Annotated in this window: 9 protein-coding genes and 2 pseudogenes; 3 read left to right on the top strand and 8 right to left on the bottom strand. The window is 61.9% G+C overall.

Annotation, left to right across the window (positions count from 1 at the left end; translation table 11 throughout):
- Positions 1–56 precede the first annotated feature (56 nt).
- Positions 57–2,012 (top strand): acetoacetate--CoA ligase, encoded by a 1,956-nt coding sequence (locus ACA058_RS18135; protein ID WP_497635250.1) that lies wholly within the window; start codon positions 57–59, stop codon positions 2,010–2,012.
- Between the two features lie 120 nt (positions 2,013–2,132).
- Here the strand turns inward: ACA058_RS18135 and ACA058_RS18140 are convergent, their stop codons facing one another.
- Positions 2,133–3,242: a PilT/PilU family type 4a pilus ATPase gene (locus ACA058_RS18140; RefSeq protein ID WP_497635251.1), complete on the bottom strand. Its 1,110-nt coding sequence runs from the start codon at positions 3,240–3,242 to the stop codon at positions 2,133–2,135.
- A gap of 120 nt (positions 3,243–3,362) precedes the next feature.
- On the opposite strand from ACA058_RS18140, the gene ACA058_RS18145 reads away from it, so the two are divergent.
- Together ACA058_RS18145 and ACA058_RS18150 are read left to right on the top strand one after the other, a co-directional pair.
- Entirely contained in the window at positions 3,363–5,891 is a 2,529-nt protein-coding gene (locus ACA058_RS18145; RefSeq protein ID WP_497635252.1) for a PAS domain-containing hybrid sensor histidine kinase/response regulator, read from the top strand.
- A 75-nt stretch (positions 5,892–5,966) separates the two neighbouring features.
- Complete coding sequence (locus ACA058_RS18150) at positions 5,967–6,242, top strand: peptidylprolyl isomerase (RefSeq protein ID WP_007933743.1); 276 nt, start codon at positions 5,967–5,969, stop codon at positions 6,240–6,242.
- Between the two features lie 259 nt (positions 6,243–6,501).
- On the opposite strand, the gene ACA058_RS18155 is transcribed toward ACA058_RS18150, so the two are convergent.
- From ACA058_RS18155 to cobN, 7 genes and pseudogenes are all read right to left on the bottom strand, one after another.
- Entirely contained in the window at positions 6,502–7,719 is a 1,218-nt protein-coding gene (locus ACA058_RS18155) for an amino acid deaminase (RefSeq protein WP_497635254.1), read from the bottom strand.
- Positions 7,720–7,758: 39 nt separating this feature from the next.
- Positions 7,759–7,995 (bottom strand): annotated as a pseudogene (locus ACA058_RS18160) (IclR family transcriptional regulator); the annotation flags it as partial.
- A 274-nt stretch (positions 7,996–8,269) separates the two neighbouring features.
- A complete protein-coding gene (locus ACA058_RS18165; RefSeq protein WP_497635255.1) occupies positions 8,270–8,659 on the bottom strand; it encodes a RidA family protein in 390 nt (129 codons plus the stop codon).
- A gap of 159 nt (positions 8,660–8,818) precedes the next feature.
- A pseudogene (locus ACA058_RS18170) lies at positions 8,819–9,173 on the bottom strand (transporter associated domain-containing protein); the annotation flags it as partial.
- A gap of 195 nt (positions 9,174–9,368) precedes the next feature.
- On the bottom strand, positions 9,369–9,914 hold the full coding sequence (locus ACA058_RS18175) for a VWA domain-containing protein (RefSeq protein ID WP_497635256.1): 546 nt from the start codon (positions 9,912–9,914) through the stop codon (positions 9,369–9,371).
- A gap of 119 nt (positions 9,915–10,033) precedes the next feature.
- Positions 10,034–11,032 (bottom strand): magnesium chelatase ATPase subunit I, encoded by a 999-nt coding sequence (locus ACA058_RS18180; RefSeq protein ID WP_497635257.1) that lies wholly within the window; start codon positions 11,030–11,032, stop codon positions 10,034–10,036.
- A 32-nt stretch (positions 11,033–11,064) separates the two neighbouring features.
- Complete coding sequence (gene cobN / locus ACA058_RS18185) at positions 11,065–14,949, bottom strand: cobaltochelatase subunit CobN (RefSeq protein WP_497635258.1); 3,885 nt, start codon at positions 14,947–14,949, stop codon at positions 11,065–11,067.
- Between the last annotated feature and the right edge of the window lie 3 nt (positions 14,950–14,952).

Raw genomic sequence — 14,952 nt, forward strand, 5'->3', positions numbered from 1 at the left:
CCCACGCAGAGCGTGGGAACGATCCGACCGAATGCATTCATAAGAAGAGGCAAATCATGTCCGACATCCTCTGGCAGCCCACCGCCGAACGTATCGGCAAGACCCGCATGGAGGCGTTTCGGCGCTTCATCAATCAACGGCACCACCTGCACATCGACGACTACCCCGCCCTGCACCAATGGTCGATCGATCAGCGTCGGGACTTCTGGCAGGCCATCGTCGACTTCTTCGACATCCGCTTCCATGAGCAACCCGACGCGGTGTTGCTCGAAGGCCCGCAAATGCCCAGCGCCCAGTGGTTCCCCGGCGCAACCCTGAACTTCGCGGAACACCTGCTCAGCCGTCGCGACGATGCCGTGGCAGTCGTGGCCGTGGGTGAAAACGGTCAGCGCGAACAGTTGACCTGGGCTGAATTGGCGGAGCATGTCGCCGGCTTTCAGAATGGCTTGATCGCGGCCGGTGTCGGCCTTGGCGACCGGGTGGCGGCGTGCATGCCCAACACCTGGCAAACCCTGGTGGCCATGCTCGCCACCACCAGCCTCGGGGCAATCTGGTCCTGCTCCTCGCCTGATTTCGGCACCCAAGGGGTGATCGACCGCTTCGGCCAGATCGAACCGAAAGTGCTGGTCACCTGCGCTGGCTATCGTTATGTCGGCAAGGAGATCGACCAGACCACCAAGGTCAACGAAATCCTCGAACGCCTGCCGTCCTTGCAGCAGCTGGTCATCGTGCCTTACGCACGGCCCGAAACACACATCGAAGATTTCCGTACCCAGGCCAATGTGACGCTGTGGGACGATTTTTACTTCCCCGGAGGCGATCCGGATTTCGTCGCCGTGCCCTTCTCCCATCCGCTGTACATCCTCTACTCCAGCGGCACCACCGGTGTGCCCAAATGCATCATCCACAGCACCGGCGGCGTGCTGCTGCAACACGTCAAGGAACACGGCCTGCATTGCGATCTCGGCCCTGGTGATCGCTTGTTCTACTACACCACCTGCGGCTGGATGATGTGGAACTGGCTGGTCTCGGCCCTGGCGGTGGGCAGCGCCGTGGTGTTGTACGACGGCTCGCCGTTCCAGCCTGATGCCGAACGCTTGATCGAGCTGATCGACGACGAGCGCATCACGGTATTCGGCACCAGCCCCAAGTACCTCGCCACCCTGGAAAACAGCGGCGTGAAGCCTGGGCAAAGCTTTGACTTGAGCAGCCTCAAGACCTTGCTCTGCACCGGCTCGGCGCTGTCGCCGCAGAGCTACGACTACGTCTATCGCGATCTCAAGGCCGACCTGTGCCTGGCCTCGATGTCGGGCGGCACCGACATCGTCTCATGCTTTGTCAACGGCAACCCCTGGCAGCCGGTGCGCCGTGGCGAAATACAGGGCAAGAGCCTGGGCATGGCCGTGGAGGTGTGGAACGACGAGGGCCGAGCGGTCATTGGCGAAAAGGGCGAACTGGTGTGTACGCGGCACTTCCCGGCGATGCCGGTCGGCCTGTGGAACGACCCCGACGGCGAAAAGCTCACGGCCTCCTACTTCAGTCAGTTTCCCGGCGTATGGGCCCAGGGCGACTACGCCGAACAACTGCCCCATGGCGCGATGATGATCCATGGGCGCTCCGATGCCGTGCTCAACCCCGGCGGCGTGCGCATCGGCACCGCGGAAATCTACCGACAAGTGGAGAAAGTCCCGCAGGTGCTCGACAGCGTGGCCATCGGTCAACAGTGGCAGGATGACGTACGGGTGGTGCTGTTCGTGCGTTTGCGCGATGGCGTGGAACTGGATGAAGCGTTGCAGCAGCAGATCCGCCAGGTCATTCGCGCCAACACCACGCCGCGTCATGTGCCGGCGAAGATTGTTGCGGTGGCGGACATTCCTCGGACCATCAGCGGCAAAATCGTCGAGCTGGCGGTGCGCAATGTGGTGCATGGGCAGAAGGTGAAAAATACGGATGCGCTGGCCAATCCCGAAGCGCTTGAGCAATTCCGCGACCGCCCCGAACTCCAGGATTGAACATCGCCCCCTGTAGGAGCGAGCATGCTCGCGATGAACCTGAGAGCGCCGCGGGGTGTCAGGTTTCCAGCGTCATCGTTGACATCCATCGCGAGCATGCTCGCTCCTACAAGGTACAGGTCAATCCATCAAACCCCATTCGCCGGGCGGTGTGTGGAGGCCAGGCGATGCATCCGCATGCAACTTCAACCGCAACCGTAAATTGTTCACCGAATCCGCATGCTTCAACGCCTCTTGCTCATCGATAGCCCCTTCCAGCACCAGCGCATATAGCGCAGCATCAAACGTCTGCATTCCCTGCGCCACTGATTTCTCCATCACACCCTTGAGCTCGGAAAACTGGTTGCGCCGGATCAGGTCGCCAATGGTCGGCGTCCCCAGCATGACCTCCACCGCTGCGCGTCGCTGGCCATCACGGGTACGTACCAGGCGCTGCGATACGAACGCCTTGAGGTTATTGCCCAGGTCGTTGAGCAGTTGACCCCGGCGCTCTTGGGCAAAGAAGTTGATGATCCGGTCGAGCGCCTGGCTGGCGTTGTGGGCATGCAGCGTGGAGATCACCAAGTGCCCGGAATCGGCAAACGCCAGGGCATGCTCCATGGTTTCGCGGTCGCGGATCTCGCCGATCAGCACCACGTCCGGGGACTGGCGCAGGGTGTTTTTCAACGCGGCATGAAAACTGCGGGTGTCGACACCGACCTCGCGCTGGTTGATGATCGATTGCTTGTGCCGGTGGATGTACTCGATCGGGTCTTCGATGGTGACGATGTGACCGCTGCCGTGACGATTGCGGTAGTCGATCAACGCCGCCAGCGACGTCGACTTGCCCGAGTCGGTAGCGCCGACGAACAGCATCAGCCCTTGCTTGAGCATCACCGTTTCAAGCAGCACCGACGGCAGCTTGAGGTCTTCGAAGCGCGGAATGTCGAGCTTGACGTTGCGCACGACCATCGACACATCGTTACGTTGTTTGAAAATATTCACCCGAAAGCGTCCGATTCCGGCCAGGGAGATCGCCAGGTTCATCTCCAGTTCCCGATCGAACTCAAGGCGCTGTTCGGCGTCCATGATGGACGCAGCAATCGTCGCAATCTCTCCCGGTTTGAACGGTTGATTGGCCAGGGCGGTGAGCACACCGTCGAACCGTGCACTGGGCGGAGCACCGGTGGACAGGTACAGGTCGGAGCCATCCTGGCTGGCCAGGCGTCTTAACAACGCGTCGATTTCCATGGCAAAAAGCACCCGCGAAGCATTCAATGATAAAAAATGACCTGAAGCAGGTCATCCGGCGTCTACTGCCCTGCAAGGATAGTAGAAACAGCCACACCGAATTATGTGCAGGACGTCTTTATGAACGCATCACCGACCGGCAGCGATGCCCAGGCCTTGATTGCCAGACTCGACTGGGCGAGCAGCCCCCTAGGCGCTGCTGGCACCTGGCCGCAGAGCCTGCGCACCGCCGTGGACATCGTGATTCATTCGCCGATGCCGATGTTGCTGCTCTGGGGACCGCAACTGACGCAGATCTACAACGACGGCTTCGCGCTGCTGGCCGGCAGCAAGCATCCGCATGCTTTCGGACAGCCAACCCACCTGATCTGGCCCGAATTAAAGGACTTTACCGACCCGATTTACAGCGCGGTCCTACAAGGCCAGGTGCGAACCTACAGCGAACAGCGCTTCACCCTGCAGCGCGACGGTATCGATTCCGACTTCTGGCTTGACCTGACCTACAGCCCCATCCGCGACGAAAACACGCAGGTCGCCGGGATCCTGGTCACCGCCATCGAAACCAACGACCGCCGGCGCATCGCCCTCGAACTGGAACAGCGCTCCGCCGCGAGCCTCAAGGCCCAGCAAGACACCGAAGAACGCCTGCAACTGGCCCTCGCCGCCACCGACGCGGTCGGCACCTGGGACTGGGACATCAGTGAGGACCGCTTCATCGCCGATGCCCATTTCGCCCAATTGCACGGCATCGAACCGGCCCTGTCCAGCCAATTGCCGATCAGCGAATACCTGCACGGCGTCCACCCCGAAGACCGCACATTGATCGCCCGCAGCATCAAGCATTGCATCACTCACGGCAGCGAATACGCCGAGGAATACCGCCTGCTGCTACCCGATGGCCAGTTGCGCTGGGTGTTTGCCCGCGGACGCTGCTACAAGGATCACCATGGACGTCCGATCCGCTTCCTCGGCGCCGCCCTCGACCTGACCGATCGCAAAAACACCGAGCAGGCCTTGCGCCAGAGCCAGACCGAGCTGCAGTTGATCATCAATGCCATGCCGATCCTGATCAGCTACGTCGACCGCGAGGAACGCTTTCGCCTGAACAACGCCGCCTACCTGGACTGGTATGGCCTGACGCCCCAGGAACTCTACGGCCGCACCATACGCGAAGTGCTGGGTGATGAGGCCTACGCCTTGCGTGCCGAGCACATCGCCCAGGCACTGACCGGCAAGGCCTGCTGCTTCAGCATCAGCACCCCGCACCGCGATGGCAGCATCCGCCAGGCGCTGATGAATTACCTGCCGCGTCACGGCCCGGATGGCGCGGTGAATGGTTTCTATATCTTCGTCATCGACGAAACCGAGCGTAAACAGACCGAAGAAGCCCTGCGCAACCTCAACGAAACCCTCGAAGAACGGGTGAGCGCCCGCACCCGACAATTGGCCGAGGCCAATGAAAAACTGCTCAGCGAGATGTTCGAACGCGAGCGCGCCGAAGAAGCCCTGCGGCATGCGCAGAAGATGGAAGCGGTCGGCCAGCTCACCGGCGGCATTGCCCATGACTTCAACAACATGCTCACTGGAATCATCGGCAGCCTGGACCTGATGCAACGCTACATTGCCGACGGCCGCGCCGCCGAAATCGCCCGTTTCACCGAGGCCGCGGTTTCCTCGGCCAACCGCGCCGCCGCCCTCACCCATCGGCTGCTGGCGTTCTCAAGGCGTCAGTCGCTGGATCGCAAGACGCTGGATGCCAATGACCTGATCCACTCCCTGGAGGACCTGCTCAGCCGGACCAAGGGCGACCATATCGAACTCAAGCTGCAACTGACCAAAGACGTCTGGCCGGTCAGCACCGACGTCAGTCAATTGGAAAACGCCCTGCTCAACCTGGTGATTAACGCCCGGGACGCCATGCCCGATGGTGGCCAGCTGTGCATCGAAACCGCCAATGTCTATCTCGACGGCAGTGATATCACCACCCTGGAACCGGTCAAGGCCGGGGATTACCTGATGATCGCGGTCAGCGACAACGGCACCGGCATGACACCCAAGGTATTGGCCAAGGCGTTCGACCCGTTCTTCACCACCAAACCCATCGGCCAGGGCACCGGATTGGGGTTGTCGATGATCTACGGTTTCGCCCAGCAGTCGGGTGGCCACGTGACCCTGTTCAGCATGCCCGGCGAGGGCACCAGCGTACGTTTATACTTGCCGCGACTCGTCGGCATGGAGCCGCAGGATGTGCTATCGCCCGTGATCAGCGAAGCACCGTCGGCGATTGCCGGCGAAACGGTAGTACTGGTGGAGGACGATCCGGCGGTGCGCATGCTGGTGTTCGATCTGCTCAAGGAGCTGGGATATCACGCCTATGAAGCCGAGGACGCGAAGACTGCCCTGCCCTTGCTTGAATCCGGCTTGCGGGTCGATCTGTTGGTCACCGATGTCGGACTGCCCGGGATGAATGGCCGGCAACTGGCAGAGATTGCCCGTCAGCATCGGCCCGAGCTGAAAGTGCTGTTCATGACCGGTTATGCGGAGAAAGCCGCTGAACGCCAGGGCTTTCTCGAAGAAGGCATGGACATGGTGGCCAAACCCTTCTCCATTGATCTGTTGGCCAACAAGATTCGCGCGATGATCGGTTAACCGCAGTGAGTTAGGGCATAATCGCGCGCCCCCGCTTCACCCCCCATGCCACCACCGTTGCAAGGTACACGCCCCATGAAAGCTCAAGCCCGCCATATTCTGGTGAAAACCTCGGAAGAAGCCGAGCAACTCAAGCAACGCATCGCCAAGGGCGAAGCCTTCGATGTGCTGGCCAAGAAGTACTCCACCTGCCCGTCCGGCAAACGCGGCGGCGACCTGGGTGAAGTGCGGCCTGGGCAGATGGTTGGTGCGATCGATGCGGTGATCTTCAAGAAACCGCTGCGGGTGGTGCATGGGCCGATCAAGAGCAAGTTCGGTTATCACCTGGTGCAAGTGTTTTACCGGGATTGATTGTTCGCTTCAGGTTTCTGTGGTGTAGGGATTTTTGTGGTCAATGGATTTTTGTGGCGAGGGGATTTATCCCCGCTGGGTCGCGGAGCGGCCCCAAAAAATGGGCCTGCTGCGCAGTCCAACGGGGCGGTGCGACGATTCGCTAAATCCCCTCACCACAGATAAATCCCCTCGCCACAGATCCGCCTGAGCAAAAAAGGTGAATCAGCCCTTCGGAGTTCGCGGGTGTCTGGGCGATGGCCGCGCCGCGGTCTCTACCTTAAAAACAGGTCTCCATGGTCTCGATGACGTTCAATTGCTCATCCACCAGGCAACCCACGCGCCACTTGTCGAACGTCAGGCACGGGTGCGAAGTGCCGAACGAAATGATGTCGCCCACCCGCAAATCAACCCCCGGTGCCACAGCCATGAAGGCATGCTGGTCCATCACGGCGGTGACCTTGCAGGCGCTCACATCATCGCCCTTGGCCGGCACCACACCGGCCTGGTAACGCAGCAACGGCACTGGCAATCCGGCGTCATAGGCCACGTCGCGCTTGCCCAGGGCAATCACCGCAAAGCCTGGCTCCGGCAAGGACTGCACGTGCGCCCAGACCTCCAGCGCCGGACGCAGGCCCTCATGCAAATCGCTGCGACGGTCGAGCACGCAGCATTGCGCTTCCTTGTAGATCCCATGGTCGTGCGCCACATAGCTGCCGGGACGCAAGACGCTGAGGAAACGCCCGCCAGCGTTCTGCACTTCGAACTCTTCGGCAATCAGGTCATACCAGGCGGACCCTGAAGCCGTGATGATCGGCTTGGCAATCGCGAAGGCGCCGCTGTCCTGCAACTGCACCGCCAGACGTACCATTGATCCGGCAAAAGCGCGGATGCCGCTCACCGCGTGGTCGCCGTGGATCACCCCTTCATAACCTTCGATGCCAGTCAGCGCCAGCGACGGTTGCGCGGCGATGGCCTTGGCCAGACTCAGCACTTCTTCCTCGCTGCGGCAACCGCAACGACCGCCAACCACGCCGTATTCGATCATCACGTTCAGGCGCACACCCCGTGAAGCGAAATAGGCGCCGAGGTCGGCGACGTTGTCCGGGTGATCGACCATGCAATAGAAGTCGAAGCCCGGATCAGCCAGAAGATCGGCAATCAACGCCATGTTCGGGGTGCCGACCAGTTGGTTGGCCATCAGCACCCGGCGCACGCGGTGGGCATAGGCCGCACGGGTTTGCGTGGCACTGGCCAGGGTGATGCCCCAAGCGCCGGCGTCCAGTTGCCGACGAAACAGCGCCGGGGTCATGCTGGTCTTGCCGTGGGGCGCGAGCTCGGCGCCGCTGTTGCTGACAAAGTCCTGCATCCAGCGGATGTTGTGCTCCAGCGCCTCGCGGTGCAGCACCAGCGCTGGCAGGCTGACGTCGCGCACCAGGTTGGCGCCAGTGTGGGCAAAACCCTTTTCCACGGCGGCAGTATTTTTGGCAGAAGACATGGTCGAACTCCTCACATTCGCGGCCGCGAACAGCCGCTGTTATTCGTTGATGCGACGGGCCAGGCTGTTGGCGCTATCGATCAGCACCCGCCGGTAGTCGGTGTAATGGGTCCTGGCATCGGCCCGTGGGGCGACGATGCACAGGGTGGCAATGGCCACGCCATCAGGGTCTTTGACCGGGGCGGCGAAGCAATGGGTAAAGGTGTCGGCCACGCTGTCGAAGGAGAAAAAACCATCGATGCCGGCCTGACGGATTTCCTTGAGAAACTGTTCCAGATGTCGTTCGGGCGCAGGGGCTGGCCGATCTCCTTGAGGAAATCGAGGATATCGAACGCCCGGTCCAGCCCGCGTGCCCGGCGCTTGATGGTGTTTTCGCTCATGTCAGTGGTTCCCATTCAAAGTGCCGGGAGTTTACCGAGAGTGCTGCGGTGACCGTTAGGCCGCCATCGCGGGCAAGCCCGCTCCCACAAGGATCAATGTGTGGCTGCATTCTGTGGCAGTACATAGAGCCCTGTGGGAGCGGGCTTGCTCGCGATGAAGCCACCGCGGTTCAGGCCTTTTTCTTGTACGCGATGCAGTCGATCTCGACCTTGCAGTCGACCATCATGTTCGCCTGCACACAGGCCCGGGCTGGTGCGTGTTCAGGTTTGAAGTACTCGGAGAAGACCTTATTGAAACTCGAGAAATCCCGCGGATCTTCCAGCCACACCCCGGCGCGCACCACATCTTCCAGGCCGAAACCTGCCTCTTCGAGAATTGCGATCAGATTCTTCATGGTCTGGTGAGTCTGCTCGACGATGCCGCCAACAATGATCTCGCCATCCACCGCCGGCACCTGGCCGGACACGTGCAGCCAGCCATCGGCTTCAACGGCGCGGGCGAAAGGACGAGGCTGACCGCCAGCGGCGGTGCTGCCGGTGCCGTAACGAGTAATGCTCATGAGTGTTTCTCCTGATTGAAAAGTGAGGATCAAAAACGTGTGCTTTTGAGAAATTCCGCCAGTCGTGGCGATTGGCGGCAGCATCAATTTAACAGGGAGTTGGTGTCCGGTTTTGTAGGGGCAAGTCCACTGCATTTCCACGCAGAGCCCAACAATGAATCAACCGCCAACGCGCGCCAAATACACCCGCGTCACCCGCCGCTCTTCAACTGACATGATGGTCAACCGCCAGCCTTCCCACTCCTGGCTGTCACCGATCATCGGCAGCCGATCCAGCAGGCTCACCACTAAACCGGCCAGGGTTTGATTGTCGTCGGTCGGTTCTGCCGCAAACCCGGTCCGTTGACGCACCCGCGCCAGGTTCAATGCGCCGCTGACCACGAACCCGCCCTTCTCCTCGACCACGTCCCTGGCGCGCCAGGTGTGCAAGATCGGGCTGGTTGCCGACGAGGAATTCCTTCAGCAGCTCCTTCTTGTGCACGAAGCCCAGCGGCTCATCCACCGCGCCGTCGCGAGACGTCATCGCGAGCAAGCTCGCTTGTATGTTTAGACTTGAAGGGGTGGGCGGGACTAAAAGCTCGATTCCGACTCTAGCCAGTACGGACAGTGGGAGACTTCTCGTCCCGCCCTTTCTACCCGAAGCGCCGATAAGGAATTCATCGGTAGAAACCGACGATAGAGGCAAGCCAGCGCAAGGGCGACACAGAACTCACCCCGGAATCAGCTCGTCGATATGCCGATACTCGGATCGCAACTGCGCGGCTAGAACCTTGCTGCGCCCAAGGCGAATCGGCCCGCGCTCGATGTCGATCACCAGCCCTGGACAATCGAGCGCGGGCAACGACGGCCACTCTTTCAGACGGCCATCGGTTATCACCAGCAAGCGCTGCTGCTCCGTCGGAAAACGCTTTTGCCGCACGGCAAGCCAAAGCGCCGCTTCACCGAGCGCCGCCAGCAACGGCGTGCCACCTCCCGCACCGAGTCCGTCGAGCCAATGGCGCAAACCGCTGGATGCCTTCAACCCTTGCACTTGCCACTTCGGCACTGCACCGCTGGCCGTCAGCAATGCCAGGCGCGCACGCTGGCGGTAGGCGTCGTCGAACAACTGCGCCAGAAAACCCTTGGCATCGCTCAAGGCTTGATGGCGGCGGGTCGAAGCGGATGCGTCGACAATCACCAGCCACAGCTCATGGGCCGAGCGCGTGCGCAGCTGGAACAACACATCACGGCGCTGACGGGGGCGGCCGTTGAGCAAAGTGCCGGGCCAATTGATCGAGCCGTTGCGGTCAGCGTGACGTTTACCCTGCTTGCCGTGATCCAGCCGTCCGGCGCGGGGTCTGGCATTCGCCCCCGCGTCAGATCGAGGGCGAATGCCTAGGGCTTTTTTGGCCAGCTCGGCACTTCACGCCGCGCACCGACCGGCAGCGCTTGAGCGGGCATTTCGCCCCACTGGCCCTGGCCTTCGCTCGGGTTTGGTTGTTGGCTGGATGGGGACTGGTTTTGTTGTGGTGCGGGAGGCGTGTGCGCGCGACGACGATGGCGCAAGGCAAACTCGGCGACCGCGTCGATATCCTCTTCGCCAATGGATGTTGCGCCGCGCCAGGCAGCATGGGCACGCGCCGCGCGTAACCAGACCAGATCGGCGCGCAAGCCATCGACACCGGCGGCAAAGCAACGCTCGGTTATCTGCGCCAGCGCTTCATCGTCAAGGGGAATGCTCGCCAATGTGCTGCGCGCTTTTTGGCAGCGCTCACGCAACGACTGTTGCTGACACTCCCATTCGAAGCAGAATTGTTGCGGATCACTGTCGAAATCCAGGCGCCGACGGATGATTTGCCCGCGCTCCGTCGGTGCGGTGTGGCCACTAAGGGCGACGTTCAAACCAAAGCGATCGAGCAGTTGCGGACGCAACTCGCCCTCTTCCGGGTTCATGGTGCCGATCAGCACGAACTTCGCCGAATGCCGATGGGAAATACCGTCGCGTTCAACCAGATTGGTGCCGCTGGCGGCTACGTCGAGCAGCAGATCAACGAGGTGATCCGGCAGCAGATTCACTTCATCGACGTAGAGCACACCGCCGTCAGCCTTGGCCAGCACACCGGGGGAAAATTGCGCGCGACCTTCACTCAGGGCCGCGTCAAGGTCGAGGGTGCCGACCAGGCGCTCTTCGGTGGCCCCCAAGGGCAAGGTGACGAACTGGCCGCTGGCCAGCAGGTCCGCAAGGCCGCGGGCCAGGGTCGATTTGGCCATGCCGCGCGGGCCTTCGATCAGCACACCGCCGATTTTCGGGTCGATGGCAGTCAGGTACAGCGCGAGTTTCAAATCGTCGGCGCCGACCACGGCGGAGAGCGGGAAATGGGGGGTGTCGGTCATGTCGGGTTACTCATCACGGTCGGTGGTGTTTATCAGCTGTCTTCTTCCATATCCAGCAACAGGTTCTCCAGCGCTTCACGGTAATCCCCCGGTTCTTTCCACATCCCCCGCTGTTGCGCTTCGAGCATGCGCTCGGTCATGTCGCGCAGGGCATGGGGGTTATGCTCGCGCACGAAATCCCGGGTGCTCGGATCGAGCAAATAGGCATCCGCCAGCAGCGCGTATTGGTGATCGTCGATCAGCTGCGTGGTGGCGTCGAAGGCGAACAGGTTGTCGACCGTCGCGGCCATTTCGAATGCGCCTTTGTAGCCGTGCCGCTTGACCCCTTCGATCCACTTCGGATTGGCCGCCCGGGAGCGGATGACCCGGTTCAGCTCTTCCTTCAGTGTGCGGATCTTCGGCAAGTCCGGCTGGCTGTGATCGCCGTGATAACTGGCCGCCGACTCGCCACTCAGGCTTTTCACGGCGGCCAGCATACCGCCCTGGAATTGGTAATAGTCATTGGAATCGAGCAGGTCGTGCTCATGGTTGTCCTGATTTTGCAGCACCGCTTGCACCTGGCTCAGGCGCTGGGAGAACTGCTCACGGGCCACGGTGCCTTCGTCAGACCCGCCGTACGCGTAGCCGCCCCAATTCAGGTAAACCTCGGCCAGGTCCTCGCGGCTCTGCCACAGGCGACCATCGATGGCGCCCTGCACGCCCGCGCCATAGGCGCCGGGTTTGGCGCCGAAAATGCGCCAACCAGCCTGACGTCGTGCGGCTTCATCGTCGAGCCCCGATTGCAGCAATGCTTCACGCTCGGCGCGCACCTTGGCGGCCAGCGGATTGAGATCGTCCGGCTCATCCAGCGCAGCGACTGCCTGCACGGCGGCGTCGAACAGACGAATCAGATTGGCAAAGGCATCGCGGAAGAAACCCGATACGCGCAAGGTCACGTCAACCCTCGGACGATCCAGCAAACTCAGCGGCAGAATTTCAAAGTCGTCGACCCGCTGACTGCCCGTGGCCCAGACCGGGCGCACGCCCATCAACGCCATGGCCTGGGCGATATCGTCGCCGCCGGTGCGCATGGTTGCAGTGCCCCAGACCGACAGGCCGAGTTGACGCAGGTGATCACCATGGTCTTGCAAGTGGCGTTCGAGAATCAGGTTGGCCGACTGGAAACCGATGCGCCATGCCGTGGTGGTTGGCAGGTTGCGCACGTCCACCGAATAGAAATTGCGTCCGGTGGGCAGCACGTCGAGGCGACCGCGACTCGGCGCTCCACTGGGGCCGGCAGGAACGAAACGGCCGCTGAGGGCGTCGAGCAGGCCGCGCATTTCTGCGGGACCGCAGGCGTCCAGCTTGGGTGCGACCACTTCGCGTAAGTTGTCGAGGATGGCGTTCACTTCAGACCAACCCGCCTCCTGTGGGAGCGAGCTTTTGTGGCGAGGGGATTTATCCCCGTTGGACTGCGCAGCAGTCCCATTATTTGGGGCCGCTTCGCGACCCAACGGGGATAAATCCCCTCGCCACAAAGGCTCGCTCCCACAAGGGTCATTCAACGTTTGTGAAATAAGATGTGTGGCGAACAACTCGAGACGTTCGCGGGTATCGCCGGTGGTGCGCCAGGGTTCATCGCAGATCGTCAACAATGCGTTTGGGCGCGGGCCGTCCCACGGTTCGGCCAACGCACAATCCAGCGGATCGAACCCAAGCGCGAATGCCTTGGCCAGCGCTCGCAGCAGACTCGATTGCGCGCCACGGCCATCGCCCCGGGGGATGCGCAGCAGCGCGAGCAAGGTGTCGATACGCAAGCTTCCGGCCGGCGACTCGCCAAACACGTGCAAGCCGTCGCGGATCTGCGACTCTTTCAAGTCGCACAGGTACGTGTCCAGGCGCGGCAGCCAGATCGCCGCGTCGGCATCGCTGTCCAGTTGTTCGTCCAGTTGCAGCTCGCGGTCGATGTGGGTGTCGCGCACCAGTTGCAGGATGTCGCGCTGCAATTCCCGGGCACGGCGCGGGTCGAGCAATTGCGCCTCGTAATACTCGTCAGCTAACAGTTCGAGGTTGCGCAGCGGGCCGTAGGTCTCGGCGCGGGTCAGCGGCGGCATCAAGTGATCGATGATCACCGCTTGGGTGCGACGCTTGGCCTGGGCGCCTTCGCCCGGGTCGTTGACGATGAACGGATAGATGTTCGGCAGCGGCCCGAGCAGCGCATCCGGCCAGCAGTGCTCCGACAGCCCCACGCCCTTGCCCGGCAGCCATTCCAGGTTGCCGTGCTTGCCGACATGGATCACGCCGTGGGCGCCGTAGGTGTTACGCAACCAGAAATAGAACGCCAGGTAGCCATGGGGCGGCACCAGGTCTGGGTCGTGATACACCGCACTTGGATCGACCTGGTAACCCCGCGCCGGCTGGATGCCGACGAAGGTCAGGCCAAAGCGCAACCCGGCAATCATCATCCGCCCGCCACGACACATCGGATCACTGTCGGGCGCGCCCCAGCGTTCCAGCACCGCCTGACGATTGGCTTGCGGCAGCGCGTTGAACATCTGCAGGTAATCGTCCATGGCCAGGCTTTGCTGGCAAGGGCGTTGATCGAGGGTATCGAGGTCGTTGCTGACACCGCCGAGCAATTGCTGGATCAACCCGGTGCCGCTGTCGGGCAACCCGGCTGGCAGCGGATAGCCTTCTTGATGAAGCGCACGCAGGATATTCAACGCCGCAGCCGGCGTATCGAGCCCGACGCCGTTGCCTATCCGACCATCGCGGGTCGGGTAATTTGCCAGAATCAGCGCTATGCGTTTTTCGCCATTGGGCACCCGCGCCAGATCGATCCAGCGCCGCGCCAGCTGCGCGACAAAATCCATTCGTTCCGGCTGCGCGCGGTAGCAGACCACGTCGGACTGACCGCGCTCGCTGCGCCAGGCCAGGTCCTTGAAGCTGATCGGCCGACTGATGATGCGCCCGTCCAGTTCCGGCAACGCAATGTGCATCGCCAGGTCACGCGGACCGAGGCCCTGTTCGCTGGCACGCCATCCGGGCTCGTTGTCCTGGGCGCAAATGGCCTGGATCACCGGGATGTTACGGCGAAACGGTCGCAAATGCGGTGCTTCAGGGCTCGATTGTGCGAAACCGGTGGTGTTGAGAATCACCCCCGCCTCGACTTCATCCAGCCAGTCCTCGACCACGCAAAGGCAGCCGGGCTCTTTTAGACTGGCCAGCGCAATGGGCAACGGATTAAGCCCCGCCGCCTGCAAACGCTGGCAGAAAATATCGATGAAAGCGGTGTTCGCCGCCTGCAAATGCGAGCGGTAAAACAGAACCGCCGCAACCGGTTGACCGGCCTGCCACTCGCCTTGCCAGTCGCTCAATTGCGCGGGGCTTTTTTGCGGGTGGTAAATCGCCGTGCGCGGCAGGGTTTGTGGCTCGGCCCAGGTGTAGTCGCGATCCAGCCAGCGATTGGCCAGGCAGCGGAAAAAGTCGAGGGCATTGCCCATGCCGCCCTGTCGCAGAAATTGCCAAAGCCGGTCGCGATCCTCAACGCCCACGGTGCTCAGGTCACTGAGATCCGGGTCCGGGCGATCATCGCCCGGCACCAGAATCAGCTGCACACCACGCTGCGACAACTCCACCAGCCGCTCGACGCCGTAACGCCAATAGGCAATGCCGCCGTGCAGCGAAATCAGAATGACTTTGGCGTGACGCAGTACTTCGTCGACATACAGATCGACTGAAGCATGATTCTGCACCTGCATCGGGTTGGCCAGGCGCACGCTCGGGTAGTCGTCGGGTAACTGCTGCGCCGCTTCGGCGAGCAGGGCCAGGCTGGAGTCGCCGCTGCACAGGATCACCAGTTCGGCGGGGGTTTGTCCAAGGTCGACAATGTTGTCATCCGACACGAATCCGCCGGGCTGGGTCCTGAGCAGGTGCATGGG

It is taken from the genome of Pseudomonas sp. LBUM1649, assembly GCF_059716155.1.